The organism is Pseudomonas sp. TE3786 (assembly GCF_054057335.1).
In genome coordinates this window covers 114,356-139,819 of sequence record NZ_JBSRZF010000004.1, presented here as the reverse complement: position 1 = coordinate 139,819, position 25,464 = coordinate 114,356, and the positions used below count along the sequence as shown (strand labels likewise).

26 protein-coding genes and 1 pseudogene are annotated in these 25,464 nt (G+C 62.0%); 11 read left to right on the top strand and 16 right to left on the bottom strand.

What is annotated here, in order from left to right; translation table 11 throughout:
- Nucleotides 1-182 precede the first annotated feature (182 nt).
- The 3 genes from ACVW0Y_RS06810 to ACVW0Y_RS06800 form a co-directional block, all read right to left on the bottom strand.
- Entirely contained in the window at nucleotides 183-1,088 is a 906-nt protein-coding gene (locus tag ACVW0Y_RS06810) for an AraC family transcriptional regulator (protein ID WP_457436951.1), read from the bottom strand.
- 271 nt (nucleotides 1,089-1,359) lie between these two features.
- Nucleotides 1,360-2,421, bottom strand: a complete 1,062-nt coding sequence (locus ACVW0Y_RS06805; protein WP_457436949.1) for a PA0069 family radical SAM protein — start codon at nucleotides 2,419-2,421, stop codon at nucleotides 1,360-1,362.
- Between the two features lie 85 nt (nucleotides 2,422-2,506).
- Nucleotides 2,507-3,502, bottom strand: coding sequence for a bile acid:sodium symporter family protein (locus ACVW0Y_RS06800; protein WP_457436948.1), 996 nt, complete (start codon nucleotides 3,500-3,502; stop codon nucleotides 2,507-2,509).
- 86 nt (nucleotides 3,503-3,588) lie between these two features.
- On the opposite strand from ACVW0Y_RS06800, the gene ACVW0Y_RS06795 reads away from it, so the two are divergent.
- Nucleotides 3,589-4,392: an AraC family transcriptional regulator gene (locus tag ACVW0Y_RS06795; protein ID WP_457436946.1), complete on the top strand. Its 804-nt coding sequence runs from the start codon at nucleotides 3,589-3,591 to the stop codon at nucleotides 4,390-4,392.
- A gap of 743 nt (nucleotides 4,393-5,135) precedes the next feature.
- On the opposite strand, the gene ACVW0Y_RS06790 is transcribed toward ACVW0Y_RS06795, so the two are convergent.
- Genes ACVW0Y_RS06790 through prlC form a run of 3 tightly spaced genes read right to left on the bottom strand, consistent with a single transcriptional unit; the run spans nucleotide 5,136 to nucleotide 8,237 of the window.
- Nucleotides 5,136-5,906 carry a DUF3658 domain-containing protein gene (locus ACVW0Y_RS06790; protein ID WP_457436945.1) on the bottom strand — a complete coding sequence of 257 codons (771 nt, stop codon included), beginning with the start codon at nucleotides 5,904-5,906 and terminating at the stop codon, nucleotides 5,136-5,138.
- Nucleotides 5,907-5,922: 16 nt separating this feature from the next.
- Nucleotides 5,923-6,189: a YheV family putative zinc ribbon protein gene (locus ACVW0Y_RS06785; RefSeq protein ID WP_457436943.1), complete on the bottom strand. Its 267-nt coding sequence runs from the start codon at nucleotides 6,187-6,189 to the stop codon at nucleotides 5,923-5,925.
- Nucleotides 6,189-8,237 carry an oligopeptidase A gene (gene prlC, locus ACVW0Y_RS06780; protein WP_457436941.1) on the bottom strand — a complete coding sequence of 683 codons (2,049 nt, stop codon included), beginning with the start codon at nucleotides 8,235-8,237 and terminating at the stop codon, nucleotides 6,189-6,191. The genes ACVW0Y_RS06785 and prlC overlap by 1 nt, the downstream gene beginning before the upstream one ends.
- Nucleotides 8,238-8,351: 114 nt before the next feature.
- Here prlC and ACVW0Y_RS06775 point away from each other — a divergent pair, with 114 nt between their 5' ends.
- Entirely contained in the window at nucleotides 8,352-8,894 is a 543-nt protein-coding gene (locus ACVW0Y_RS06775; protein WP_457436940.1) for a gamma carbonic anhydrase family protein, read from the top strand.
- 87 nt (nucleotides 8,895-8,981) lie between these two features.
- On the opposite strand, the gene ACVW0Y_RS06770 is transcribed toward ACVW0Y_RS06775, so the two are convergent.
- A complete protein-coding gene (locus tag ACVW0Y_RS06770; RefSeq protein WP_457436938.1) occupies nucleotides 8,982-9,740 on the bottom strand; it encodes an SDR family NAD(P)-dependent oxidoreductase in 759 nt (252 codons plus the stop codon).
- 121 nt (nucleotides 9,741-9,861) lie between these two features.
- On the opposite strand from ACVW0Y_RS06770, the gene ACVW0Y_RS06765 reads away from it, so the two are divergent.
- Both ACVW0Y_RS06765 and ACVW0Y_RS06760 read left to right on the top strand, forming a co-directional pair.
- Nucleotides 9,862-10,764, top strand: a complete 903-nt coding sequence (locus tag ACVW0Y_RS06765) for a LysR family transcriptional regulator (RefSeq protein ID WP_457436936.1) — start codon at nucleotides 9,862-9,864, stop codon at nucleotides 10,762-10,764.
- A 156-nt stretch (nucleotides 10,765-10,920) separates the two neighbouring features.
- Nucleotides 10,921-11,568, top strand: a complete 648-nt coding sequence (locus ACVW0Y_RS06760) for an HAD family hydrolase (RefSeq protein WP_457436935.1) — start codon at nucleotides 10,921-10,923, stop codon at nucleotides 11,566-11,568.
- Nucleotides 11,569-11,579: 11 nt separating this feature from the next.
- Here the strand turns inward: ACVW0Y_RS06760 and ACVW0Y_RS06755 are convergent, their stop codons facing one another.
- Nucleotides 11,580-12,662, bottom strand: a complete 1,083-nt coding sequence (locus ACVW0Y_RS06755) for an aminopeptidase (RefSeq protein ID WP_457436933.1) — start codon at nucleotides 12,660-12,662, stop codon at nucleotides 11,580-11,582.
- A 128-nt stretch (nucleotides 12,663-12,790) separates the two neighbouring features.
- Between ACVW0Y_RS06755 and ACVW0Y_RS06750 the strand changes: the two genes are divergently transcribed.
- The 3 genes from ACVW0Y_RS06750 to ACVW0Y_RS06740 all read left to right on the top strand — a co-directional run bounded on the left by ACVW0Y_RS06750 (nucleotide 12,791) and on the right by ACVW0Y_RS06740 (nucleotide 15,224).
- Nucleotides 12,791-13,204 (top strand): PA0061/PA0062 family lipoprotein, encoded by a 414-nt coding sequence (locus ACVW0Y_RS06750; RefSeq protein ID WP_457436932.1) that lies wholly within the window; start codon nucleotides 12,791-12,793, stop codon nucleotides 13,202-13,204.
- A gap of 34 nt (nucleotides 13,205-13,238) precedes the next feature.
- Nucleotides 13,239-13,685, top strand: coding sequence for a PA0061/PA0062 family lipoprotein (locus ACVW0Y_RS06745; protein WP_457436931.1), 447 nt, complete (start codon nucleotides 13,239-13,241; stop codon nucleotides 13,683-13,685).
- A 180-nt stretch (nucleotides 13,686-13,865) separates the two neighbouring features.
- Nucleotides 13,866-15,224: a cation:proton antiporter gene (locus ACVW0Y_RS06740; RefSeq protein ID WP_457436929.1), complete on the top strand. Its 1,359-nt coding sequence runs from the start codon at nucleotides 13,866-13,868 to the stop codon at nucleotides 15,222-15,224.
- 78 nt (nucleotides 15,225-15,302) lie between these two features.
- Here the strand turns inward: ACVW0Y_RS06740 and ACVW0Y_RS06735 are convergent, their stop codons facing one another.
- From ACVW0Y_RS06735 to ACVW0Y_RS06720, 4 genes are all read right to left on the bottom strand, one after another.
- Nucleotides 15,303-15,728, bottom strand: coding sequence for an OsmC family protein (locus ACVW0Y_RS06735; protein WP_457436928.1), 426 nt, complete (start codon nucleotides 15,726-15,728; stop codon nucleotides 15,303-15,305).
- A 72-nt stretch (nucleotides 15,729-15,800) separates the two neighbouring features.
- Nucleotides 15,801-16,796 (bottom strand): LLM class flavin-dependent oxidoreductase, encoded by a 996-nt coding sequence (locus ACVW0Y_RS06730; protein ID WP_457436927.1) that lies wholly within the window; start codon nucleotides 16,794-16,796, stop codon nucleotides 15,801-15,803.
- Between the two features lie 278 nt (nucleotides 16,797-17,074).
- A complete protein-coding gene (locus ACVW0Y_RS06725) occupies nucleotides 17,075-17,299 on the bottom strand; it encodes a DUF1161 domain-containing protein (protein WP_457436925.1) in 225 nt (74 codons plus the stop codon).
- Between the two features lie 153 nt (nucleotides 17,300-17,452).
- Nucleotides 17,453-17,668 carry a dodecin gene (locus tag ACVW0Y_RS06720; protein WP_457436923.1) on the bottom strand — a complete coding sequence of 72 codons (216 nt, stop codon included), beginning with the start codon at nucleotides 17,666-17,668 and terminating at the stop codon, nucleotides 17,453-17,455.
- Between the two features lie 139 nt (nucleotides 17,669-17,807).
- Here ACVW0Y_RS06720 and ACVW0Y_RS06715 point away from each other — a divergent pair, with 139 nt between their 5' ends.
- A complete protein-coding gene (locus ACVW0Y_RS06715; protein ID WP_457436921.1) occupies nucleotides 17,808-18,131 on the top strand; it encodes a DUF883 family protein in 324 nt (107 codons plus the stop codon).
- 36 nt (nucleotides 18,132-18,167) lie between these two features.
- Here the strand turns inward: ACVW0Y_RS06715 and ACVW0Y_RS06710 are convergent, their stop codons facing one another.
- On the bottom strand, nucleotides 18,168-19,097 hold the full coding sequence (locus ACVW0Y_RS06710) for a LysR family transcriptional regulator (protein WP_457436920.1): 930 nt from the start codon (nucleotides 19,095-19,097) through the stop codon (nucleotides 18,168-18,170).
- A 128-nt stretch (nucleotides 19,098-19,225) separates the two neighbouring features.
- Between ACVW0Y_RS06710 and trpB the strand changes: the two genes are divergently transcribed.
- Nucleotides 19,226-20,443, top strand: coding sequence for a tryptophan synthase subunit beta (gene trpB, locus ACVW0Y_RS06705; RefSeq protein ID WP_457436918.1), 1,218 nt, complete (start codon nucleotides 19,226-19,228; stop codon nucleotides 20,441-20,443).
- On the top strand, nucleotides 20,440-21,249 hold the full coding sequence (trpA, locus tag ACVW0Y_RS06700; RefSeq protein WP_457436916.1) for a tryptophan synthase subunit alpha: 810 nt from the start codon (nucleotides 20,440-20,442) through the stop codon (nucleotides 21,247-21,249). The genes trpB and trpA overlap by 4 nt, the downstream gene beginning before the upstream one ends.
- A gap of 165 nt (nucleotides 21,250-21,414) precedes the next feature.
- Here the strand turns inward: trpA and ACVW0Y_RS06695 are convergent, their stop codons facing one another.
- On the bottom strand, nucleotides 21,415-22,278 hold the full coding sequence (locus ACVW0Y_RS06695) for a methyl-accepting chemotaxis protein (RefSeq protein ID WP_457437171.1): 864 nt from the start codon (nucleotides 22,276-22,278) through the stop codon (nucleotides 21,415-21,417).
- Nucleotides 22,270-23,202: pseudogene (locus tag ACVW0Y_RS06690) on the bottom strand (methyl-accepting chemotaxis protein); the annotation flags it as partial. The gene ACVW0Y_RS06695 and the pseudogene ACVW0Y_RS06690, both read right to left, overlap by 9 nt.
- 364 nt (nucleotides 23,203-23,566) lie before the next feature.
- On the opposite strand from ACVW0Y_RS06690, the gene ACVW0Y_RS06685 reads away from it, so the two are divergent.
- Complete coding sequence (locus ACVW0Y_RS06685; protein ID WP_457436915.1) at nucleotides 23,567-24,454, top strand: LysR substrate-binding domain-containing protein; 888 nt, start codon at nucleotides 23,567-23,569, stop codon at nucleotides 24,452-24,454.
- Between the two features lie 82 nt (nucleotides 24,455-24,536).
- On the opposite strand, the gene pbpG is transcribed toward ACVW0Y_RS06685, so the two are convergent.
- Nucleotides 24,537-25,460 carry a D-alanyl-D-alanine endopeptidase gene (gene pbpG / locus ACVW0Y_RS06680; protein WP_457436914.1) on the bottom strand — a complete coding sequence of 308 codons (924 nt, stop codon included), beginning with the start codon at nucleotides 25,458-25,460 and terminating at the stop codon, nucleotides 24,537-24,539.
- Between the last annotated feature and the right edge of the window lie 4 nt (nucleotides 25,461-25,464).

The following is a 25,464-nucleotide window of genomic DNA, read 5'->3' as shown; positions in this document are numbered from 1 at the left end:
ATTATTGTTTTTGTTTGACCGGGACCGATTACACGCGTGCTGGCCAGGACGAACAACGCCTCGCCTGCACCTATACCAATACTTTTTTGCACTTGTGTCGTAGGCGAATTCATACCGAAAAGCGCGCTCAGGCGCTTCAGTACGGGGCTTATCGGTGGGTGCGGAGTTGCGCAGGCTGTGAATCAGTACAGGTTTTGCTCGGTCATCCGTTGCGTTACCAGGCGGCGGTAACCGGATGGAGTCATACCTTTGAGCTGCTGAAAGCGGCGGTTGAAGTTCGACACATTGCTGAACCCCGACTCGAAACACACATCGGTCACCGGCTTGTCGCTGGTGCTCAGCAGCTCGCAGGACTTGCTCACCCGCAAGCGATTGACGAACTCGACAAAGCCCCGCCCGGTGGCCTGTTTAAAGAACCGCGAGAAGTAGGTCGGGGTCATTCCCAACTGCTCGGCCACCTGCTCCTGAGACAGCTCCTGCACGTAGTGCTGAAAGATAAAGTCCACCGCGCGGTTGATACGCTCGACATTGCTTTCATCGGCCAGCCCGGCGGCTCGTACGCCGGAGAGCAACTGGTAGTCCTCGGTGGCGGCCAGCAGCTCCATCAGAATCAGAAAGTGGCCCAGTCGGGTCATGCCACTGGAATCGGCAATCCGTTGCATCAGGCCGCGGGCTTCGGTGATCAGTCGCGGGCAGCGGAACTCGATGCCGTACTGGGCGCGGCCCAATAACGGTGCCAGGCCCTGCAACTCGGAAAAAACCGCGCTGCCGTTATCGAGTACCTCATCGGTAAAGTTCACCAGCATGTCGCGCTGCGGATACACCTCATCGGCGGCCACCTGGCTGATCCAGTTATGCGGCAGATTGGGGCCGGTGAGAAACAGCGTGTCGGGGGCGAAGTTGCCGATGTAGTCGCCAATAAACACCTTGCCGGAGCTGGCGACGATCAGGTGCAGCTCGTATTCCTTATGGAAGTGCCAGCGCACCAGGGGACTGGGAAAACCATGCTGGCGATAGATCAGCGAATGGCCTTCGTGGTCATCCATCAACTCGTAGGACGGGTCGGTGATTCGCGATGTACGGGCCATGCTGGGCTACCAGAAACGGAGGGGCTGGAGCGGCTAACCATAACGCGTGAGTTTGGCCGCTGCCCAGTATTAGCAGCAGATTCAGTGATGCACCTGGCACAAGGGTAACCTCCTTGCGTCGGTTCCTATTTCGGATATGTATGCGGGTAAAAATTCAATAAAGACTGCTTGTTGCCTGGCTCTCGTGGCCGTATGCGTGCGTTACCCAAACTTTTTTCCGGATTTATTTTCGCAAATTTCAACCTGACTCCCTTATCGCTCAGCGCTACCGCTACAACAAATTCAGCTGCGCCCCCGGCGGACAAAACTGGCTGCAATCCAAACCAATATCGCCTCGCCGGTTGAGGTCCAGGCGCTTGATCGCCAGCTTGAAGCGCTGGTTGAGCAGCTCGGCAAAAATGCCCTCGCCCTTCATCCGCACGCCAAAGCGGCTGTCGTAGTTTTTGCCGCCGCGGGACTGGCGAATCAGGCTCATCACATGGGCGGCGCGGTCGGGGAAATGGCTGTTGAGCCACTCTTCGAACAGTTCGGCGATTTCCAGCGGCAGGCGCAGCAGGACATAACCGGCTGAGCGCGCCCCGGCTTCCTTGGCGGCGGCGAGGATCTGTTCCAGTTCCATGTCATTGATCATCGGAATAACCGGTGCCACCAGGGCGCTGACCGGTACTCCGGCTTCATGCAGTTCTTTCATCGCCCGCAGCCGTGCCTTGGGTGAGGCGGTGCGCGGCTCCATGATGCGTTTCAGCTCGTCGTCCAGGGTGGTCATGCTGAAGGCCACGCTCACCAGGTTGCAGCTGGCCAGTTCGCTGAGCAGGTCGAGGTCGCGCAGGATCAGCGAGCTCTTGGTGATGATATGCACGGGGTGGCGGTAACGCAGGAGGATTTCCAGGCTGCGGCGGGTTAGCTGGTGTTCGCGTTCGATGGGCTGATAGGCGTCGGTATTGATGCCCAGGGCAATGGGGGCCGGCACATAGCCGGGCTTTTGCAGCTGTTCTTCCAGGCGGCTGGCGAGGTTGGTTTTGGCGATCAGCTTGGTTTCAAAGTCGATGCCCGGGGACAGGTCCCAGTAGGCATGGCTGGGCCGGGCGAAGCAGTAGATGCAGCCATGTTCGCAGCCGCGATAGGGGTTTACCGAGCGGTCGAAGCCGACATCCGGGGAGTTGTTGCGGGTGATCACGCTTTTGGCGAATTCCGCGCGGACCTCGGTGGTAAAGGTCAGCGGGGTTTCTTCCTGATACCAGCCATCGTCTTCGCGCACCGAGCGGGTGGCGGCAAAACGGTTGTGCGGGTTGCTGGCCGTGCCACGGCCGCGTGGCGGGAGAAACTGCGACATGGGCGTATCCGCGGATAGATTACTGGATGTATGTACAGTAATTTATCCAGCGAACACACGCCAGCCGCTGTTAAGAATTTTCCGCTCAGCGGCTCTCGGCAATCTGCGTTTCATCTGTCTCGCTGCGCTCGGAAAAGCGCTGGGCGAGCACCGCGCAGACCATCAGCTGAATCTGATGGAACAACATCAGCGGCAGAATCAGCAGGCCGATGGAACCGCCGGCAAACAGCACTTGGGCCATCGGCACGCCGGTGGCCAGGCTCTTTTTCGAGCCGCAGAACAGAATGGTGATGCGGTCTTCCATATTGAAGCCCAGCCATTTGCCCAGCAGGTGCACGATGGTCAGGGCCAGCGCCAGCAATACACAGCAGGCCAGCACCAGGCCCAGCAGCTTGGGCAATGGCACCTGGTGCCAGAGACCTTCGATTACCGCTTCGCTGAAAGCGGTGTAAACCACCAGCAGAATCGAGCCCTGATCGACATAGCGCAGCCAGTTCTTATTGGCCGCCACCCAGCTGCCGATCCAGCGGCGAGCGATCTGCCCGGCAATAAACGGCAGCAGCAATTGCACGCTGATCTTCACAATGGCGTCGACGGTGGAGCCGCCATCGCCGTGCACATTCAGCAGCAGGGCCACCAGCAGCGGCGTAAGAAAAATCCCGAACAGGCTGGAAGCCGCCGCACTGCAAATGGCCGCCGGGATATTGCCGCGCGCCAGCGAGGTGAAGGCAATCGCCGACTGCACGGTAGCGGGCAGCGCGCAGAGGTAGAGGATGCCCATATACAGCTCTTTGCCCACCACCGGCGACAGCACCGGCTTCAGCGCCAGACCGAGCAGCGGGAAAAGGATAAATGTGCAGCTGAATACCAGCAGATGCAGACGCCAATGCCCGGCGCCGGCAATGATCGCCTCGCGGGACAGCTTGGCACCGTGCAGAAAAAACAGCAGGGCGATGGCGATGTTGGTGATCCAGCCAAAGGCCACTGCGGTCTGGCCGCTGCATGGCAGCAGGCTGGCGGTGGCGACGACGGCGATCAGGGTCAGGGTGAAGTTGTCCGGAAGCAGGCGGGAGCGGGCCATAGGCGTGGTACCGAGCGGGTTGCCAAAGAATAGGCGGGGACTTTACCGTGGCAGGCAATTACCGACTAACGCCAGAAAGTCAGAATATGCCGGCAAACGGACAGATTCCTTCCCAACCTCTCGGCCAGCGCCGGGTTCCCGATATGGCTGGCTTGCCGCGGCCGGTGTTCGCCCGCGCCGAATCCCTGCCGCTGCAGGTCAGTACGCCGCGGCATAGCCATCCCTGGGTGCAACTTTCCTATGCGATTCAGGGCGTGCTGCATGTGCACACCGACGCCGGCAGTTTTGTCGCACCGCCCCAGCGGGCGATCTGGATTCCCGCCGGCCTGGAACATGAAGTGATCAGCTCGCCGCATACCGAACTGCGCGGCCTGTATCTGGATTGCGCCGTCACCGCCTGGGCACCGGCGCATTGCCGGGTGCTGAGCGTCAGCCCGCTGACCCGCGAATTGATCAGCCGCTTTTCCGCCTTACCGGTGGAGTATGAGCAAGACGGTGCCGATGGCCGGCTGGTGCAGGTGCTACTGGACCAATTGCGCAGCGCCGAAGAAGTACGGCTGTCGCTGCCGCTGCCCACCGATCCGCGCCTGCAGCAGCTGTGTCGGCATCTGCAGGCGCATCCCGACGATGGCCGCAGCCTGAGCGAATGGAGCGGGCAATTGGGTGCTTCGGAGAAAACCTTGAGCCGCCTGTTTTTGCGCGACACCGGCCTGACCTTTCGCGCCTGGCGGCAGCGCTTGCGTTTGCTCGGTGCGCTATCGCCACTGGAACAGGGTGCGCGGGTAACGGATGTGGCGCTGGGCTGTGGGTATGACTCGACGTCCGCGTTTATTGCCGCGTTTCGCCAGCAGTTCGAATGCACGCCGGGGGAGTTTTTTCGCCGCGGGTAGATCCACACACCGTCATCCCGGAAGCCGCTGGGGCGGCGGGGGTTTTTGATCCTATCCGCGTCGTCCCAGCCTGCGCTGGGACGACGGAGGTTTTTGCCTCCATCAGCTTTATTCCAGAAGCCGCTGGGGGCGGCGGTTTTTGGCCCTATCCGCGTCATCCCAGCGAAGGCTGGATCCAGAGTGCTGCGTCTTGCGCAACTGTGCGTCCCAGCCGAAATTCTGGGTCCCGGCCTGCGCTGGGACGACGGAGGTTTTTGCCTCCATCAGCTTTATTCCAGAAGCCGCTGGGGGCGGCGGCGGTTTTGGCCCTATCCGCGTCATCCCAGCGAAGGCTGGGATCCAGAATGCTGCGTCTTGCGCAAATGCGCGTCCCAGCCGAAATTCTGGGTCCCAGCCTGCGCTGGGACGACGGAGGTTTTTGCCTCCATCAGCTTTATTCCAGAAGCCGCTGGGGGCGGCGGTTTTTGGCCCTGTCCGCGTCATCCCAGCGAAGGCTGGGATCCAGAATGCTGCGTCCTGCGCAAATGCGCGTCCCAGCCGAAATTCTGGGTCCCAGCCTGCGCTGGGACGACGGAGGTATTTGCGTCCATCAGCTTTATTCCAGAAGCCGCTGGGGGCGGCGGCGGTTTTGGCCCTGTCCGCGTCATCCCAGCGAAGGCTGGGATCCAGAATGCTGCGTCTTGCGCAAATGCGCGTCCCAGCCGAATTTATGGGTCCCGGCCTGCGCTGGGACGGCGGTGGGTTCAGGAAGGTTTGCGGATACTCAACTCGGTATAGGGGTGAACCTCGGCATCATCCGACAGCTGCAACCGCCCCGCCCTGGCCAATTCCCGCGCGCGCCAGAACAGAAAAAAGTCCGTAGCAAAAAACCCGTCGCAGTGTCCCATCACCTCCGCCATCGCCCGCGCCAGCGGTTGCCATTGGGCACCGCAGGCATTCAGTAGGGCGTTGTCGATGGCCCGGTAGTCTTCGCCGTGAAACTCGCCATTGAACCAGCGCCGCACTACCGCGGTTTCAGCCACGGCCTGCTGCCACTGCGCCGCCAGCTGCTGACGCCGCGCCGGGCTTACCAGGCGCGGCTCATAGAGCTTCAGCAATTCATCCGGCGCATGCATGGCCACCGCCTTGCGCCAGGCCACGCGGCTATCGCCGGTGCCGCAGGGCACTTCAAAAAAGGGTAGATGGCTGTGGCGCAGGGCGGCGGCCACCCGGCAAAGCATCAGTTGTTCGGCGGCACTGTCGCCATGCCAGAGCGTGACCGGCTCGGCATGCGTGGCCAGCCCGTTCAGCCAGGCCAGGTCATCACTTAGGCCGCCGCTGAAGTCCGGCACCGGCTGCACCGCCGCGGGCCACAGCGCTTGCCAGAACGCCACCCGCTGGGTGCAGGGTGGGCGGTCGATATCCGCCAGCGGGCCGACGGCCAGGTCATCACGCAGCACCTGTAGCGACAGCTCCGTGCCCGCCACCTGGGTGACCCCGGGTACCGCGTTGTCACCACAGACCACATGCCACATGGCGGGCTTGTCCTTTTTACTCGGTGGGTTTCTTCAGCTTTGGATTAGGGAAAAACTGCACGCCCTGCACCTTGGGATCAGCCTGCTTCACCGCGATCTTATTGACCCGCGTGCCCAGTTCCCTGGGTACCGACTGGCCCTGTTCGTTCAAAGTATCAGCGTAGCCGCAGGCCACACATTCGCGGTGCGGCGTGCCGTCCACGTCCCACATCTGGATCTTGTCGCTCTCGCTGCACGCCGGGCACACGGCACCGGCGATAAAACGTTTTTTGCCGATCGCCATTACGCTGCCTCCGCGCTAAGGCCGAGGTGACGCAGCAAGGCATCGATGCTCGGCTCGCGGCCACGGAAGTCGACGAACAGCACCATCGGTGCCTGCGAACCGCCGCGGGCGAGAATCGCCTCGCGGAAGGCGCGGCCGGTTTCGGCATTCAGTACGCCGTCTTCTTCGAATTTGGAGAAGGCGTCGGCAGACAGTACTTCGGCCCACTTGTAGCTGTAGTAACCGGCTGCATAACCGCCGGCAAAGATATGCGCAAAGCTGTTGGGGAAGCGGTTATAGGCCGGCGGACGCATCACCGACACCTCGGCGCGGATGCCTTCCAGTACGTCCAGCACCGAACGCCCGTCACCATGGGTGGCGTGCAGTTCGAAGTCGAACAGGGAGAACTCCACCTGGCGGGCCATCATCAGCCCGGACTGGAAGTTCTTTGCCGCGAGCATTTTTTCCAGCAGGTCCTGGGGCAGCGCTTCGCCGGTTTTATAGTGACCGGAAATCAGCGCCAGGCCTTCCGGCTCCCAGCACCAGTTCTCCATAAATTGGCTTGGCAGCTCCACTGCGTCCCAGGCCACGCCATTGATGCCCGAGGCACCGGCGTGTTCGACGCGGGTCAGCAAGTGATGCAGGCCGTGGCCGAATTCGTGGAACAAGGTGGTGACTTCATCGTGGGTCAGCAGCGCCGGCTGATCACCCACCGCCGGGGTGAAGTTGCACACCAGGTTGGCCACCGGGCTGACCACCTTGCCGGCGGCGGTACGGCGCTTGTCGCGCGCGCCATCCATCCAGGCACCGCCGCGCTTGTTGGCGCGGGCATAGAGGTCGAAGAAGAAGCGGCCGACGTGCTGGCCGTTTTCCTTGATTTCGAACAGGCGCACATCCGGGTGCCAGGTATCGAAGCCTTTCAGCTCGGCGATTTCGATGCCATACAGCTTCTGCACAATGGCGAACAGACCGGTCAGCACCTTGTCGATGGGGAAGTAGGCGCGCAGGGTTTCCTGGGAAATGCTGTAGCGCTGCTCGCGCAGTTTCTCGCTGTAGTAGCCCACGTCCCAGCTTTGCAGATCGGCACAGCCTTGTTCGGCGGCATAGGCTTTCAGCTCGCTCAGGTCCTGGGCGGCAAACGGCTTGCTGCGCTGCGCCAGGTCGCGCAGGAAGGTCAGCACCTGCTCGTTGTTCTCGGCCATTTTGGTGGCCAGGCTCAGCTCGGAGTAGTTGGCAAAACCCAGCAGCTTGGCCAGCTCCTGACGCAGGTCGAGGATCTCGGCCATCACCGGACCATTGTCGTTGTTGCCGGCATTCGGGCCCTGGTCGGAGGCGCGGGTGCAGTAGGCGGCGTATAGCTCTTCGCGCAGGGCACGATCGTTGGCGTAGGTCATCACCGCGTAGTAGCTGGGGAATTCCAGGCTGATCAGCCAGCCGTCCAGTTCTTTGCCGGCAGCGGCCTGGGCCATTTGCGCCTTGGCCGAATCCGGCAGGCCATCCAGGGCGTCTTCATCGAGGATGTGCTTGGTCCATGCCTGGGTGGCGTCGAGCAATTGGTTGGAGAAACGGCTGCCCAGCTCGGACAGTTTCATCTGGATGGCACCGTAGCGCTGCTGCTCGGCCGCCGGCAGGTCGATACCGGACAAGCGGAAATCGCGCAGGGCGTTTTGCAGGATGGTGCTTTGCGCCACATCGAAGTTGGTGGCGGCCGGGCTGTTGGCCAGGGCTTCATAAGCCTGGAACAGGGCGCGGTTCTGGCCCAGCTCGGTCCAGTATTCCGACAGCTTGGGCAAGCAGGCCTCGTAGGCCTGGCGCAGTTCGGCGTTATTGCATACTGCGTTCAGGTGACTGACCGGGCTCCAGGCACGGCCCAGGCGCTCGCCTTGTTCATCGAGGGCCAGCACCAGACCGTCCCAACTCGGGGTTTGTGGCTGTTCGGCGAGCAACTTGGCCAGCGCTTCGCGGCCTTCACGCAGCAAGGTGTCGACGGCGGGTTCGACATGCTCGGGGCGGATGGAGGAATAGGGTGGGAGGTCGAAGGCTTGCAGTAGAGGGTTGGTCTCGCTCACGACGGTCACCTTTGAGGCAATGAATTCAGGCTGGCCCGTTAAGGGTTCTATCCAGCAGATATGGCGCCATCTTAATTACAATCAACCCTCAACGCAGCCTCAGAGGTTTCTATCGTGGCAATTCGAACTTACCAGGGCGTGACGCCGCAGCTGGGCGCAAAGGTTTTTGTCGACGCTTCGGCGGTGGTGATTGGCGACGTACAACTGGGCGAGGACAGCTCGGTCTGGCCGCTGACGGTGATCCGCGGCGATATGCACCGCATCCGCATCGGCGCGCGGACCAGCGTGCAGGATGGCAGCGTGCTGCATATCACCCATGCCGGGCCGTTCAACCCCGATGGCTTTGCGCTGCTGATTGGCGATGACGTGACCATCGGCCACAAGGTGATGCTGCACGGCTGCACCCTGGGCAACCGGATTCTGATCGGCATGGGCTCGACAGTGATGGATGGCGCAGTGATCGAGGACGATGTGATCCTCGGTGCCGGCAGCCTGGTGCCGCCGGGGCGCGTGTTGGAGAGCGGCTTTCTGTATGTCGGCAGCCCGGCCAAACAAGCCCGCCCGCTGACCGATAAGGAGCGGGCGTTTTTTACCTACAGCGCGGCGAATTATGTGCGGTTGAAGGACCAGCACTTGGCCGAAGGGTATGACCAGTAGGGTCGAGTGATTAGGAGCGGCTTCAACCGCGATGCTTTGAGATCAAGAGCATCGCGGCTGAAGCCGCTCCTACCCAGAGCAAAAGCGTTACAAAAACATCCCACCCGACGCCTCAATCCGCTGCGCATTGATCCAGCGGCTGCCCTCGCTGAACAGCAGGGCAATCGCGGCGCCGATATCGTCTGGCAGGCCCACGCGGCCCAGGGCGGTATTGCTGGCAACCATGGCATTCAGGGCTGCATTGTCACGCACTGCGCCGCCGCCAAAATCGGTCTCGATGGCACCCGGGGCGATGGTGTTGACGCTGATGCCACGCGCGCCCAGCTCTTTGGCCTGATAACGGGTCAGCACTTCGATGCCGCCCTTCATCACCGCATAGGCCGCGTAACCCGGCAGCGCAAAACGCGCCAGCCCGGACGACACATTGAGGATGCGCCCGCCATCGGCGAGCAGCGGCAGCAGGCGCTGGGTCAGAAAGAACGGGCCCTTGAGCTGGATATTAACCAGCTGGTCGAACTGCGCTTCGCTGGTTTCGGTAAAGCTGGCGTGAATGCCGATGCCGGCGTTGTTAAGCAGAAAATCGAAGGTGTCGCGTTCGAAGTGGCTGGCCAGGGCGCTGCGCACCCTGTCGGCAAAGGCGGCGAAGCTGGCGCTGTCGCCGACATCCAGTTGCAGCATTACGGCGCGGCCGCCGGCCTCTTCGATCTGGCGCAGCAGCGCCTGCGCTTCGTCCTGGCGGCTGTGGTAGGTGCCGATAATGTCGACGCCCTGGGCAGCCAGGTGTAGAGCGGCGTTTTTGCCAAGGCCGCGGCTGGCGCCGGTGATCAGTGCGATTTTACGGGTCATGGTGGGTATCTCCGGAAGTGGCTGGCGGTGAGGTCCAGGCCACTGTAGGGTTTGGCTATAAGTCGATAAAGACGAAGAATCTGCACAAACCATGCGGTTCAGCCGAACAATAGGCGGCACCATGAACAAGCTCGACCTGTACAAAACCTTTGCCCGTGTCACTGAACTGGCCAGCTTTACCCAGGCCAGCGAAAGCCTTGGCTTGCCCAAATCCACGGTCTCCGAACATGTGCGCTTGCTGGAAGAGTTGCTTGGCGCACGCCTGCTGCAGCGCACCACGCGCAAGGTGCAGGCGACCCAGGACGGCCTGGTGCTGTACGAACGCTGCAAGGACATGCTCGATCAGGTGGACGAACTGGAAAGCCTGTTTCGCCAGGACCAGAGCGTGTTGCGCGGACGGCTGCGCATCGACCTGCCGACCGTGACCGCGCGTGAATATGTGCTGCCCCATCTGGCGGAATTCAGCGACCTGCATCCGTATATCGAACTGGAACTCAGCGCCACCGACCGCCGTGTCGACCTGGTGCGCGAGGGTTTCGACTGTGTGCTGCGGGTGGGCGAACTGCCCGATGCCACCCTGGTGGCGCGCCCGCTTGGGGCTCTGCGTCAGGCCAACTACGCCAGCCCGGCCTACCTCGAACGCTATGGCACGCCGCGCACATTGGCCGATCTGGCCAACCACCGGCTGGTGCATTACGTGTCCAACTTCGGCTCGCGCTCGGCGGGCTTTGAATACCAGCAGGACGGCAAGCGCCACGGCCTGCCCATGGCCGGCACGGTGACGGTAAACAACACCGACTGCTACAACGCCGCCTGCCTGGCCGGCTTTGGCATTATCCAGGCACCGGTGGCGGGCAAACGCGAGAGCCTGGCCCGCGGCGAATTGGTGGAAGTGTTGCCGGAATGGGTGGCGGCGCCGATGAGCGTCACCCTGCTCTACGCCCACCGGCGCAATCTGCCGCAACGGGTGAAGGTGTTTATGGATTGGTTGGCGGTGACCTTGCAGCCGCAGCTGAATGCATAACCCCTTCCCCGTAGGAGCGGCTTTAGCCGCGATGCTTTTGAATACGCGAGCTGAGTTGCCAGGCCCGGCCACTCGCGGCGCAGCCCGCTCCTACGGAGATCGCCGGCATCACGTGGGTTATCATGTCGCCCCCTGAACCTCGGGCCGCGCCTCTCTATGCACCAGCAAACCATCCTCTTCGACCTTGATGGCACCCTCACCGACCCGCGTGAAGGCATCACCCGTTCCATTCAGTTCGCCCTCGCCCAGCTCGGTATCGATGAGCCGGATCTGACCAAGCTCGAGCACTTTATCGGCCCGCCGCTGCTGCAAGCCTTTATGCAGTTCTACGCCTTCGACGAGGCCAAGGCCTGGCAGGCGGTGAACTTCTATCGCGAGCGCTTCAAGGTCACCGGGCTCTACGAGAACTTGGTGTTCGACGGCGTCAATGAACTGCTGAGCGAGCTCAATGCCCAGGGCCGCACCCTGTATATCGCCACCTCCAAACCTCACGTATTCGCCCACGAAATCGCCCGCCATTTCGACTTCGCCAAGCACTTCAAGGTGATCTACGGCAGCGAGCTGGATGGCACCCGCACCAACAAGGTCGAGCTGATTGCCCACTTGCTGCAGCAGGAGCAACTGGACCCTAGCCAGACCCTGATGATCGGCGACCGCAAGCACGATCTGATCGGTGCCCACAGCAATGGCCTGGAGTCGGTGGCAGTGGGTTATGGCTTTGGCAGCGAGGAGGAAATCCAGGCGGCCAAGCCGACTTACCATTTCCGTACCCTGGCCGAACTGCACGCGGCCTTTCAGCGCTAAGCGGCGCTTGCTCAGTTGGCCGCTTCGGTTTGTTCCCGTTGCAGCTGCGCCAGCCGGGTTTGCCGCGCGCTTTCCGGCAGCTGGCCGAGGGTTTTCACCGCGGCATAAAAGCGCGGCCAGTCGCCCTGCTGCTCCCTGAACAGCGCGGCAAACGCCGGCTGCCATTGGTCATACAGGCCAAAGGGCAACAGCTTGGCGTTGTTCAGCGGGCTGTATATCCAGGCGTCGTAACGGCCATCGCCGGCCCATTGGCGGGTGCGCAGCACCTGGTATTCAGCCCGCAGACGGTCGAACTCGGCGGCTTTGCCGGCGCGCATCTGCTGCGCGGTTTTACCGCTGGCATACAAGGCTTGCAGGCGCTCGCGGCTGGCCAGCACCAAGGCGCTGAATTGCTCCCGTTGGCGCTCGCGCATGCCGTTTTCCGGGGCGTGCAGATCACGGGCCCGGCGCCATTGGCGCAGCCCTTCGGTCTCGACAAAGCTGGCATAGGACTCATTGAAGGCGGTGTCCCCCGGCAAGTAGAACTGCTGATGGGCCAGCTCATGGAAGATCACCGCCACCCAGCGCTGGTCGTCCCAGCGCAGCATGGTGTTGAGCAGCGGGTCGGCAAACCAGCCCAGGGTGGAATAGGCCTCGATGCCGGCCACATAGGTATCCAGCCCCTCCTGTTTGAGCAAGGCCGCCGCACCGCGGGCGCGGTTCTGCTCATAGAAACCGCGATAGGCCACGCAGCCGGCAATCGGGAAACAATGGGTTTGTGGCTCCAGGGAAAACTCCGCGGTAGCGAACAGATTCCACACCACATAGGGCCGCCCCAGGTCGGCGTACAGGCGGTAGCTCTGGTTATCCGGCAAAGCCAGTTCACGGCTGGCGAAGGCGCGGGCATCTTCGGCGAGCACCAGGCGTTTGCGCAGTTGTGGGTCGAGATCGGGCTGCGCCAGCAGTTCGCTGATGGGTTCACGGCGGGCCAACAGGTCGACCTGACCGCTAAGCAATTGGCCGTAATAGCCGCAACCGTTCAGCAGCAAAACCAGGGGCAGCGGAACCCAGCGCCAACGCGGCAGGTCGAGTAACCAGGATAAGCAGGGCGGCATCGGGCGATCCGGGCAGGGGCTGGAAGGAAACATGGCAGCACGCCGCAGAACCTACCCCATCCCGGCAGCGCGCTCCAGCCAGCTTGCCGCGAAAGCAATAAAAACCAGACCGACCACGGAGCCCGACCATGCGCCCTCTTCTGCTCGCCACCAGCCTGCTCAGCCTCGGCGGTTGCGCCATGCTGCCCACACCCGACCCCAGCCAGGCCTGGGTCGATCTGCGCACCAGCGAAAGCAACACCCTGCAGGCCGCCAAGGTGGATGCCAACGAGCTGGAAGATGATCGCTATTTCCAGGTCAGCCCCGGTCAGCACGAACTGCATATGCGCCTGCAGTTCGCCGTAGCGCCGAGCAATATCGGTCCCGCCAGCCAGGGCCTGGAACGCACCTGCGTGCTCAAGCTCGACTACCCTCAATTTGCTGCCGGCCAGCGCTACAAGCTGGTGGCCGGCAGCATTGGCTTTCGCCCCTGGGCCAAGCTGTATGACCAGCAGCACCAGTTGCTGGCACGAGCCAGGGAAAGCCGCTGCGGCGAGGTGTAGAGGCCGTTGCGGGCAACTATGAATGACAGCATGATTGCCCCTCACCGTTAGCCACGAGATCGCCATGCGCCTGATGCCTTTTCTGTGTTGCGCCCTGCCCCTTAGCGCCTGCGCGGCCGCCTTGCCGCAGGCTGATCCGCAGCAGGCCTGGATCGAGCTGTACAGCACGCCGGGCAACACCTTGATGGCGCAAAAACTGGATGGCAAAAAAGTCAGCGATGGGCGCTTTTTCCAGGTCACCCCGGGCGCTCACGAACTGCGGGCGCGTTTTCAGTTCGATGTGGATAACGGCGGTGGCGGCGGCACCATGGGCAACCCCCGCACCATCACCTGTCATCTCAAGGTGAAGTACGACTTTGTTGCCGGCCAGCGTTATCGTCTGGAAGCCCGGCCGGTGGCCATGAGCACCCAGGCCTGGCTGTATGCGCTGCCGCGCAAGCCGCTCAAGCAAGTGACGGTGGATAAGTGCGGGCCGCTGTGAGCCACGATCTTCGTTTCCAGGGATCGCGGCTGAAGCCGCTCCTGCGACGGTGAGCGGTTTGTAGGAGCGGCGTTGGCCGCGATGCCGTTGATCTTGCTGAACCTAACCCCTCACCCTGCCTCGAACCTAGGTAGCGCGCCGTCATTCCGACTCGCCAAGCACCCTGGGGCACGTCGGCTTATGAGCTTTCTGCACTGGATGGCGGTGCTTGGCAGCATTTTGCTGATTCTCACCCTGGCCTCGGCCTACCTGCGCTGGTTACCCGTTACCACCTCGACCCTGTACCTGGCATTCGGCCTGGCCATCGGCCCGTTGGGCCTGGGGCTCTGGCATATGAAGTTTGCCGAGGTGGCCGGCTGGCTTGAACACCTCACCGAAATCGCCGTGTTGTTTTCTCTGTTCAGTGGCGGGATGAAACTGCGCCTGAGCTTTGCCGATCCAGCCTGGCGCAGTGCCTATCTGTTGGCCGGGCCGGTGATGCTCGCCTGTATTGCCGGCGTGGCGTTGCTGGGGCATTACGGCCTGGGGCTGAGCGTGGGCCTGGCGATGCTGATCGGCGCGATTCTGGCACCCACCGACCCGGTGCTGGCCAGCCTGGTGCAGGTCAACCACGCCGGCGATCTCGACCGCGTGCGCTACGGCCTGTCTGGCGAGGCGGGCTTCAATGATGGGGTGGCCTTCCCCTTTGTGCTGTTTGCCTTGCTGTGGATTCAGCATGACGGCAGCAGCGCTGACTGGCTTGGCGGTTGGGCGCTGCAGCGCTTGCTGTGGGCCATACCGGCGGGGCTGCTGATCGGCTTTCTGCTCGGTCGTAGCGTTGGCCGCGCCGCTATCTACCTGCGCACCCGGCACAAGGATGCGGCCATCTCGCCCAATGACTTTCTCGCCATGGCCCTGATTGCCCTGTCGTACTGGCTGGCGGAAACGGTGGGTGCGCTGGGTTTTCTCGCGGCCTTCGCGGCGGGGATCGGCCTGCGCCATGCCGAAGTGCTGTCCTCGGACCACTCCAGCGTGCCTGCCGAGGAAGTGGCATCGGCCATCCCCAAGGAGGGCGGCAACCTGGAGCAGATCAAGGAACAGGTCAGCGACACCAACGAACCCAAGGTGGTCGCCGGCCTGCTGATGGGCGAGATTCTGTCCTTTGGCGATATCGTCGAGCGGGTGCTGGAGGTGCTGTTGGTCACCTTGCTGGGGGCGTTGCTGGCTTTTCACTGGGATTGGCGTGCGCTGCCCCTGGGCCTGGCGTTGTTCTGCGTGATCCGCCCCTTGAGCGTGGTCGCCCTGGTGCGCGGGCAAGCCTTGGATAACGGCCAGCGCTGGCTGATGGGCTGGTTTGGCATTCGCGGTATCGGCAGCCTGTACTACCTGGCCTATGTGCTTAACCACGGGCTGGAAGGGCCGGCGGCGCAAGAGGCGATTGGCCTGACGCTGTCGGTGGTGGCCTTGAGCATTGCCGTGCATGGCTTGACCACACAGCCGCTGTTGGATCGCTATGAGCGGCTTAAAGCCGGAACGGCAGAATCAAAAGCTCGCGGCTAAAGCCCCTCCCACAGGGAGTCTCGATTTCCTGTGGGAGGGGCTTTAGCCGCGATGGTTTTTACTCAGTGTGTTGGTCGTTTAGTTCTCTAACGTTGCTTCCAGGGTGATCTGCGCATTCAACACCTTGGAAACCGGGCAGCCGGTTTTGGCGCTTTCCACTGCTTTCTCAAAGGCTTCACGGTCGGCACCGGGAATTTTCGCATTGAGCTTGAGGTGCACAGCGGTGATGGCAAAACCACCGTCGGCTTTATCGAGGGTGACTTCGGCCTGGGTATCGATACTTTCGGCGGTCATCCCGGCATCGCCCAGCTCTTTGGACAGGGCCATGGAAAAACACCCCGCGTGGGCTGCACCGATCAGTTCTTCCGGGTTGGTGCCCGGCTTGTCTTCAAAGCGGGTGTTGAAGCCATAAGGGCTTTTGTTCAACACCCCGCTCTGGGTGGAGATGGTGCCTTTGCCGTCTTTGATGCCGCCTTGCCAGTGGGCCGATGCTGTCTTTTTCATCTGGGTTCTCCTTGCCTTGGGGTATAGGGTTCAGAGGCACTGGCGCGGCAGTGGTTCGGATTTTTTCCGCGCTTAACGCAGGTTGGCCAGCACTTCGTAGGAATGCAGACGGTCGACAAAGTCGTACATATCGCTGGTGAAGATCAGCTCGTCGGCGTCGGTCTGTTCCAGCAGCTGGTTGATATGGCTGCGGATCTTCTCCGGCCCGCCCACCATCGCCAAGCCAAAGAACTCGCCCACGGCCTGGCGCTCATGGGGCAGCCACAGGCCTTCCATGCTCTGCACCGGCGGCTTCTGCACCAGGCTCTGGCCGCGCAGCAAGGCCAGGATGCGCTGATAGGCGCTGGTGGCCAGGTACTGCGCCTGCTCGTCGGTGTCGGCGGCGAGCAAGGGCACGCCCAGCATCACATAGGGCTTGTCCAACACCGCCGAGGGCTTGAAGTGATTGCGGTACACGCGAATCGCCTCATGCATCAGCCGCGGAGCAAAGTGCGAGGCAAAGGCATAGGGCAGGCCACGGATACCGGCCAGCTGGGCGCTGAACAGACTGGAACCGAGCAACCAGATCGGCACTTGGGTGCCCGAGCCTGGCATGGCGATAACCCGTTGATTGGGCGTCAGTGGGCCGAGGTAGGCCTGCAGTTCGCTGAGGTCTTCGGGGAAATCGTCGGCACTGCCGGAGCGCTCGCGGCGCAGGGCATGGGCGGTGTATTGATCGGCACCGGGGGCGCGGCCCAGCCCCAGGTCGATCCGGCCGGGATAGAGGGTGGCCAGGGTGCCGAACTGCTCGGCGATCACCAGTGGCGCGTGGTTGGGCAGCATCACGCCGCCGGCACCAAGGCGAATGGTGCTGGTGCCGGCGGCCAGATAGCCGATCAACACCGAAGTGGCCGAGCTGGCGATGCCATCCATATTGTGGTGCTCGGCCACCCAGAAGCGGGTGAAGCCGAGTTTTTCTGCATGCTGGGCCAGCGCCAGGGAGTTGCGCAGCGCTTGTTGCGGGCCGCCATCGGCGCGAATCGGTGCCAGGTCGAGAACGGAAATTTTGATATCGGAAAGGGACTTCATACAGCACTCCGAGCGCGATTTCCCCAGCCGGGACAAGAGAATCGGAAGAGAGAAAAACAGTAATACCCGACTGTTTCAGTGGGGCTTACTCTACTGCGCGAATGCTGCCGGGGGCAAACGCGGGTTCGGTTGAGCCAACGGCGAAGCCCAACGAAGACGACGTGTGAGGGGTTGGTAATCTTAATCTGCGGTTGCCACGTTGGGCTTCGCAGCGCTCAACCCAATCTACAAAAAAACCGGCGCCACAAGGGCGCCGGCTGGACAGTGTCTAGGCGCGATCAATTGCGCTGGTAGACGATCTCTTTGCTACCTGCATCGCAGCTGCCAACCACTTGCTTGTCGCCAGCGCTGCCTTTCTCAACGATTTCCAGGCTGTAGGACTTGGCGCCCTTGGCTTGGATTTTTGCATCGATTTCCGACTTCAGTTCTTCGCAGGGTTTTGGCGCCGCGAAGGCCGAGCCGGCCATAGCTAACAGGCCTAGGGCCAGGATCACTTTCTTCATGGGTAACGCTCCCTCGTTGGTAACGACAAATGCTCGAACAGCACGCCAAACCTCGAGCAGCAAAATTGACGACCGTCGGCCGCCAAAAGCAACACCGGGCCAGCCCCGGTGAGTGCCGGCGACCGGTGAGTCGCCATGCAGAAATACAGCGGATCAGCTATCGCTGATGCGGAAACCGACTTTCAAGGTGACCTGATAATGGCCGACTTTTCCGTCAACTATGTGACCGCGGGTTTCCAGCACTTCGAACCAGTCCAGATTGCGCACGGTTTTGGCCGCTTCGGCCAGGGCGCTCTGGATTGCTTCTTCGATGCTGGAGGGCGAAGAACCAACGATTTCAATCAGTTTGTAGGTGCGATGATCCGACATGCTGTTGTCCTCTCTTATGGGCTAGTGCGCTTACTGAGTGAGTCCCGCGTGGCGCCGGATAAGTTCAGATTAGCTGCACTTTCCAAGTTGAGCGCAGTCACACCTCGTACGCCCCTATGAACGAACGGAGAGACTGACCATGGCTATTTTTGCGTCGCGCAACAAATCCCTGCACAGCATCGAAACCGAGATCGAACACTTGATCTCCAGCCTCGACAGCCTGAAAAGTGAAGTCAGCGAAGAGTCGCAGAAGTCCCTGAAGAGCCTGCGCTCCAGTGCCGAGCGTGTGCTGGGCCACTCCCGCGATCTGCTCAGCGACACCTACGCGGATGTAAAGGAAAAGACCTACCAGGCGGGCGTTGTCACCCGTGATCTGACTCGTGAGCACCCAGTAGCTTCGGCCAGCCTGGCCCTGGGTGTGGTGGCGTTGGCGGGTTACTTGCTGTTCCGTAATAACGACTGATTGAGTGGCTCCGCCGGTTTCCCCGTAGGAGCGGCTTCAGTCGCGATTGGCTTTTCCAGGAATCGCGGCTGAAGCCGCTCCTACGGACAGCTCCTGAGCCAACCACTGCGCCAATTTGGCAGCCCGTGCCGACGGCGTGCGCGCCGGCACCCACAGCGCCAGGCGCGCCGTGGTTTCTACAAAGCCCCAAGGCGCTACCAGTCGGCCCGCTGCCAGTTCATCGGCCACCAATTGTTGTGGCGCAATCGCCACACCCAATCCGGCCACCGCTGCTTCCAGCAAGTAATACAAATGCTCGAAGCCCTGTCCCAGCTGCAACTCGCCACGATTGATGCCTTGGCTCTGCGCCCATTGCGGCCAGGCCTGGGGACGCGAGGTGGTGTGCAACAACGCCTGCCCGATCAGGCGCTGCGAGGGTGCCTGTTCAAGCGCGGCATACCCTGCGTAACGCGGGCTTAGCACCGGCCCGATGCGCTCCACCGCCAGTTCGAACACCTGCATATCCGCCGGCCACGGCGGCTCGGCAAACCATAGGGTGGCGTCGATGCCCGGCCGGCGCGGGTCCAGCTCGCCATCGCTGGCAGACAGTTGCAGGCGCAGTTCGGGCAACGCGCGGTTAAGCCGATCCAGACGCGGAATAAACCAGCGCGCCAACAGGCTGCCCGGGCAGGCCAGAACCAACGGCGCATCTGCCGTCTGCTGCTTCAGTTCGGCGCAGGCGCTGCGCAAACGCTCGAAGGCTTCGCCGCTGGCGTCGCGCAATCGACTACCGGCATCTGTGAGTTTTAAGCCGCGCCCGTCTTTGCCGAACAAGGCCAGCCCCAGGTCGTCTTCAAGCACGCGTATCTGCCGGCTGACCGCACCGTGGGTGACGTTCAGCTCCTGTGCCGCTTTGCTGATGCTAAGCAGGCGCGCCGCCGCTTCAAAGGCGCGCAAGGCGTTAAGGGGGGGGAGGTCGCGGGCCATGGCTAAAAACCTGCAGGCTTGATCTGTGAGTTTTTCTAACAGGTGGCGGCGATCTTATCGCTTTATTCGCGGAAAAGTCGCGCCTACAGTGAACGCCATCGAAATCCAGCTTCCAGCAGGAGCCCACCATGACCCAGACTTCCTACCGCACCGGCCCCGACGCCACCGGCCTGTTCGGTTCGTTCGGCGGCCAGTACGTTGCCGAAACCCTGATGCCGCTGATCCACGATCTGGCCGCCGAATACGAAAAAGCCAAGGAAGACCCTGCCTTCCTCAAGGAACTGGCCTACTTCCAGCGTGACTACGTTGGCCGCCCTAGCCCGCTGTATTTCGCCGAGCGCCTGACCGAGTTCTGCGGCGGCGCGAAGATCTACCTCAAGCGTGAAGAGCTGAACCACACCGGCGCGCACAAGATCAACAACTGCATCGGGCAGATCCTGCTGGCGCGGCGCATGGGCAAAAAACGCATCATCGCCGAGACCGGCGCCGGCATGCATGGCGTGGCCACTGCCACCGTCGCTGCACGTTTCGGCCTGGACTGCGTGATCTACATGGGCACCACCGACATCGATCGCCAGCAGGCCAACGTGTTCCGCATGAAGCTGCTGGGTGCCGAAGTGATTCCGGTCACCGCCGGCACCGGCACCCTGAAAGATGCGATGAACGAAGCCCTGCGCGATTGGGTCACCAACGTCGACAGCACCTTTTACCTGATCGGCACCGTGGCCGGCCCGCACCCTTACCCGGCGATGGTTCGTGACTTCCAGGCCGTGATCGGCAAGGAAACCCGCACCCAGCTGCAAGACCAGGAAGGCCGCCTGCCGGACTCCCTGGTGGCGTGCATCGGTGGCGGCTCCAACGCCATGGGCCTGTTCCACCCGTTCCTCGATGACAAAGACGTGCAGATCATCGGCGTTGAAGCCGCTGGTCACGGCATCGAAACCGGCAAACACGCAGCCAGCCTGAACGGCGGCGTACCCGGCGTGCTGCACGGCAACCGCACCTTTCTGCTGCAAGACGACGATGGCCAGATCATCGACGCCCACTCGATTTCCGCCGGGCTCGACTACCCCGGTATCGGCCCTGAACACGCCTGGTTGCACGATATCGGCCGCGTCGAATACACCTCGATCACCGATAACGAAGCCCTCGCCGCATTCCATAAATGCTGCCGTCTGGAAGGCATCATCCCGGCGCTGGAAAGCGCCCATGCCCTGGCTGAAGTGTTCAAGCGCGCACCCAAGCTGCCCAAAGATCACCTGATGGTGGTGAACCTGTCCGGTCGTGGCGACAAGGATATGCAAACCGTCATGCACCACTTCGACGAACAGGAAGAACACATATGAGCCGTCTGCAAAGCCGTTTCGCCGAACTGAAACAACAGAACCGTGCCGCCCTGGTGACCTTTATTACCGCCGGCGACCCGGGCTACGAAACCTCCCTGGAAATTCTCAAAGGCCTGCCGGATGCCGGCGCCGATGTGATCGAACTGGGCATGCCGTTCACCGACCCGATGGCCGACGGCCCGGCTATCCAGCTCGCGAATATTCGCGCCCTGGCCGCCAAGCAGAACCTGAAAAAGACCCTGCAGATGGTTCGCGAATTCCGCGCCGGCAACAGCGATACCCCGCTGGTGCTGATGGGTTACTTCAACCCCATTCACAAATACGGCGTACCGGCGTTTATCGCTGACGCCAAAGAAGCCGGTGTGGATGGTCTGATCGTCGTCGACCTGCCACCGGAACATAACCTCGACCTGGCCGATCCGGCGCAAGCCGCCGGCCTGGATTTTATCCGCCTGACCACGCCGACCACCGACGACAAGCGCCTGCCTACCGTACTCAACGGCAGCTCGGGCTTCGTGTACTACGTGTCGGTGGCCGGGGTGACCGGGGCGGGTTCCGCCACCCTGGAGCATGTTGAACAGGCCGTGGCCCGCTTGCGTCGCCACACCGATCTGCCGATCAGCATCGGCTTCGGCATCCGCACCGCCGAACACGCGGCGACCATCGCCCGTCTGGCCGATGGTGTGGTGGTAGGTTCGGCGTTGATCGACCATATCGCCAACGCCGGCAGCTCGCAGGAGGCCGTCAAAGGCGTACTGGGCCTGTGCGCCGAATTGGCCGAAGGGGTACGTGGCGCGCGTAAATAACCGCCGCTTCGCTCAATAAAAAACCGCCATGCCCGAAAGGACATGGCGGTTTTTTGTTTTTTCGGTTTTACCTTTTCCAGGAATCGAGGCGAAAGCCTCTCCCACAAGGACCGCGTTTTCTGTGGGAGGGGCTTCAGCCGCGATAGCCGTTATGCGGTCTGCGCATTACACCCGGAAGTGGCTCACCAACTCCTGCAACTGCCCGCCCAACCGCGCCAACTCAACGCTGGAAGCGGCAGTTTCGTCGCTGGCGGCGGCGGTCTGTTCCGACACGTCGCGCACGTTGAGGATGCTGCGGCTGATCTCTTCGGCCACCGCGCTTTGCTCTTCGGCGGCGGCGGCGATCTGTTGGTTCATCGACTGGATGTTGCTCACCGTGGCCGTGATGCTTTCCAGGGCGGTGCCGGCTTTGCGGGTCAGCAGCACGCTGCTGTCGGTCAGGGTACGGCTGTTGTTCATCACGTTGGTAACTTGCTGGGTGCCGCTTTGCAGACCGGACACCAAGCCGGCAATTTCTTCGGTGGATTTCTGCGTGCGCTGGGCCAGGCTGCGCACTTCGTCGGCGACCACGGCAAAACCACGACCGGCTTCCCCGGCACGGGCAGCTTCGATGGCGGCGTTGAGGGCCAGCAAGTTGGTCTGGTCAGCCACGGCTTTGATCACGTCCATCACGCTGCCGATCTTGTCGCTTTCCTGTTGCAGCACCAGCATGGCGTCGGTGGAGCGCGCGACTTCATCGGCCAGGCGTTCGATCTGGGCAATGGCTTCAGCCACTACGCGGTCACCTTCGCGGGCTTCTTGGTCGGCGAGGCTGGCGGCTTGCGAGGCGTTTTCGGCGTTGCGCGCCACCTCCTGCACAGTGGCCGACATTTCGTGCATGGCGGTGGCCACCTGATCGGTTTCGATCTTCTGGCTGTTGACCCCGGCGCTGGTCTGCTCGGTTACGGCGGACAGCTCTTCGGCAGCGCTGGCAATTTGCGTAACCCCGTCGCGGATGCCGCCAATCAGATCGCGCAAGGTCGCGCCCATGCGCTGGATACCTTGCTGCAGCACGCCCAGTTCATCGCGGCGGGTGACCTGCAGATTCTGCGTCAGGTCGCCGTCGGCAATGCGCCGCACCACCGCCAGGGTGTCGGCGAGCGGGCGGGTGATCTGGCGGGTGATCAGTACGGCGGCCAGTACACCGAACAGCAGCGCCAGCAGGGTGGCACCCAGTTGCATCTGGCGGGCAGCGGCGCTTTCTTCATCGCGGCGGGAGATCTGGATTTTGTTCAGCTCTTCGCTGAGCTTGACGATCGCCGCACCCTGATCGGTCATTTCCTTACGGGCCTGGGCGATGTTGTCGGTGGCTGTTTTGAAGCGGCCCAAGGCGGCGCGGTAGGTTTCCAGATCGGTTTCCAGCTTCTGCAGGTCGGCCGCATGGCTGGCGCCGAACGGGCCTTTCAGGCTTTCCAGCCCGGCGACAGCAGCGTCCAGCTGCTTGATGGCTTTCTGTTCGGTGTCGGTGGTCGGGTTGGCGGTGTAGCCGCGCACTTCATAGCGCGCCAGGATCAGCTGCTCACGGGCCTTGGTAATGGTCACAAAGGCGTCGAAACGCGTCGGGTCATCGCCAGGCATCTGCAGCGCGCTTTGTTGCAGGCCGTCGAGCAGCTTGAGGCCGTCTTCGGCATTGCTGCCCATTTCGGTGCGGGCGCTGTTGTTAGCGATATAGCCGGCGCGCATGGCGTTCAGGGACTTCTGGTAGGCCTCGATCTGCGCGGTCTGCTCGTTGAGCAGCTTGAGGTTTTCCGGGCTCTTGAAGGTATTCAGCAGACTCTTCTGCTGGCTGGCAAAACCTTCGAGGGTGGTTTGCACCGTCGCCGCGATGGCTTCGTCGCCGTTGGCGATCATGTATTGCAGGCGGGTGATGCGCAGCTTGGTGAGCGCGGCATCCAGCTTGGCGATGTCGCCCATCCACATGCTGCGGTTGATCAGGCTGCCCAGGCTGCTCCAGCCGGTGACGGCAAGGATCACGGTGAGTACCAAGACCAGGCCGAAGCCCAGGCCAAGTTTGCGATTTACGCTGATATTGCCAAACCATTCGTTCATGAACACTCCAGTTCCTTGGATAACCCAAGGGGCATGCAAAGGGGGCTAGTGGGTTGAAGAAAACCTGGAGGTTTTGTTGTTCTTGAGCCAGTTCTCGGGTTCATCGACGCTGAATAAGCCGTTCAAGCCACTCTTTTATGTCGACCGTCTGGTTCCGGACATTAATTTCGCGCCACACTTGTGCACAAATCGCCTGCGTTCGGGCGTGCTTATTGACTCAGGGTCAACAATGAAAACCACCCTCGACGAATTGCTCGCCCTCGCCACCGTGGTCGACAGTGGCTCCATCACCGCTGCGGCCGAGCATCTGGGGCAAACCGCCTCGGGGGTCAGCCGTGCTCTCAGTCGTCTGGAAGAAAAGCTCGACGTCACCCTGTTGCACCGCACTACGCGGCGTCTGGAGCTGACGGAAGAAGGTCGCGCCTTTGTCCAGCAGGCGCGGCGGATCGTGGCCAGCGTCGAAGATGCCGAGGAACAGATGGCCCTGCGCCGCCAACGGCCGGCCGGGCGTCTGCGGGTGAACGCGGCGTCGCCTTTTATGCTGCATGTGATAGTGCCGCTGGTGGCCGGCTTTCGCGCGCTATATCCGGAGATCGAGTTGGAGCTGCATAGCAGCGACCAGATCATCGATCTGATCGAACAGCGCACCGACCTGGCCATTCGCATCGGCCCGCTGCGCGACTCGACCCTGCATGCCCGGCCGCTGGGCAGCAATCGCCTGCGGGTGCTGGCCAGTCCCGGTTATCTGCAGCAGTTCGGCACACCGCAAACGGTGGAAGAGTTGAGCGAGCGCAGCCTGTTGGGTTTTACCCAGCCGGAAACCCTCAACCAGTGGCCATTGCGCCATGCCCTCGGCCAGTACTGGCAGGCAACGCCGACCATCAAGGCCTCCAGCGGCGAAACGCTGCGGCAGTTGGCGTTGGAAGGTACGGGGTTGGTGTGTTTGGCGGACTTTATGACACGCCAGGACCGCGACGACGGGACGCTGGTGCAGGTGCTGGAAGCGCACACCGTAGAGGTGCAGCAGCCGATTCATGCGGTGTACTACCGCAACACGGCGCTGGCTTCGCGGATTACCTGCTTTCTGGACTATGTCAGCGAGAAGATGAAGGGCTAAAAAAGTATCGCGGCTGAAGCCGCTCCTACAGATCGAGTTTTCCCTGTAGGAGCGGCTTCAGCCGCGATTTCCTGCAACCGAATTACTCAGCCGCGAGCTGATGCGCCCCTTGCTTGGAACGCTTGTACGCCAGCGCCGCCGCCGACACCGGCGACACCCGGCCCGTCTCCACCCAGGTCTTCAAGCGCCCGGCATCGGCGATATGGGTGTATTTGCCAAAGGCATCCAGCACCACAAAGGCCACCGGACGGTTGTTCATCATGGTGCGCATCACCAGGCAGTGGCCGGCCTCGTTGGTAAAGCCGGTCTTGGTCAACTGGATGCTCCAGTTGGCTTTGTAGATCAGGTGGTTGGTGTTGCGAAAACCCAGGCTGTAGTTGGGTTTCTTGAAGCTGGCGGTGGTTTCCTGGGTGGTGCTGAGCTGGCCCAGTAGCGGGTATTGCTGGCTGGCCTTGAGCAGTTTGACCAGGTCGTTGGCGCTGGATACGTTCAGTTCTGAAAGGCCGGTGGGTTCCACATAACGGGTATGGGCCATGCCCAGGGCTTTGGCCTTGGCATTCATGGCGGCAACGAATGCTGGCACGCCGCCCGGGTAGTGGTGGGCCAGGCTGGCGGCCATACGGTTTTCCGAGGACATCAGCGCCAGCAAGAGCATTTCATGGCGGCTGGCCAGGCTGCCGACCTTGACCCGCGAGAACACCCCGCGCATCTCTTTCACGTCCTGAATCTGCACCGGCAGCACTTCGTCCATCGGCAACTTGGCATCCAGGGTGACCATGGCGGTCATCAGCTTGGTTACCGAGGCGATGGGCACGACTTTGTCAGGGTTGCTGGAATACAGCACTTCATTGGTTTTCAGATCCACCAGCAGGGCGCTGCCGGAGGCCAGCTCCTGAACCTTGAGAGGCTGAGTTTTGACTGAGACCTTCTCTGCCGCGACCGACACGGCGCTGATGGCGAACAGACTGCAAAACAGCAAACGGGCGAGGGCAGGGCGAATATTCACAAGG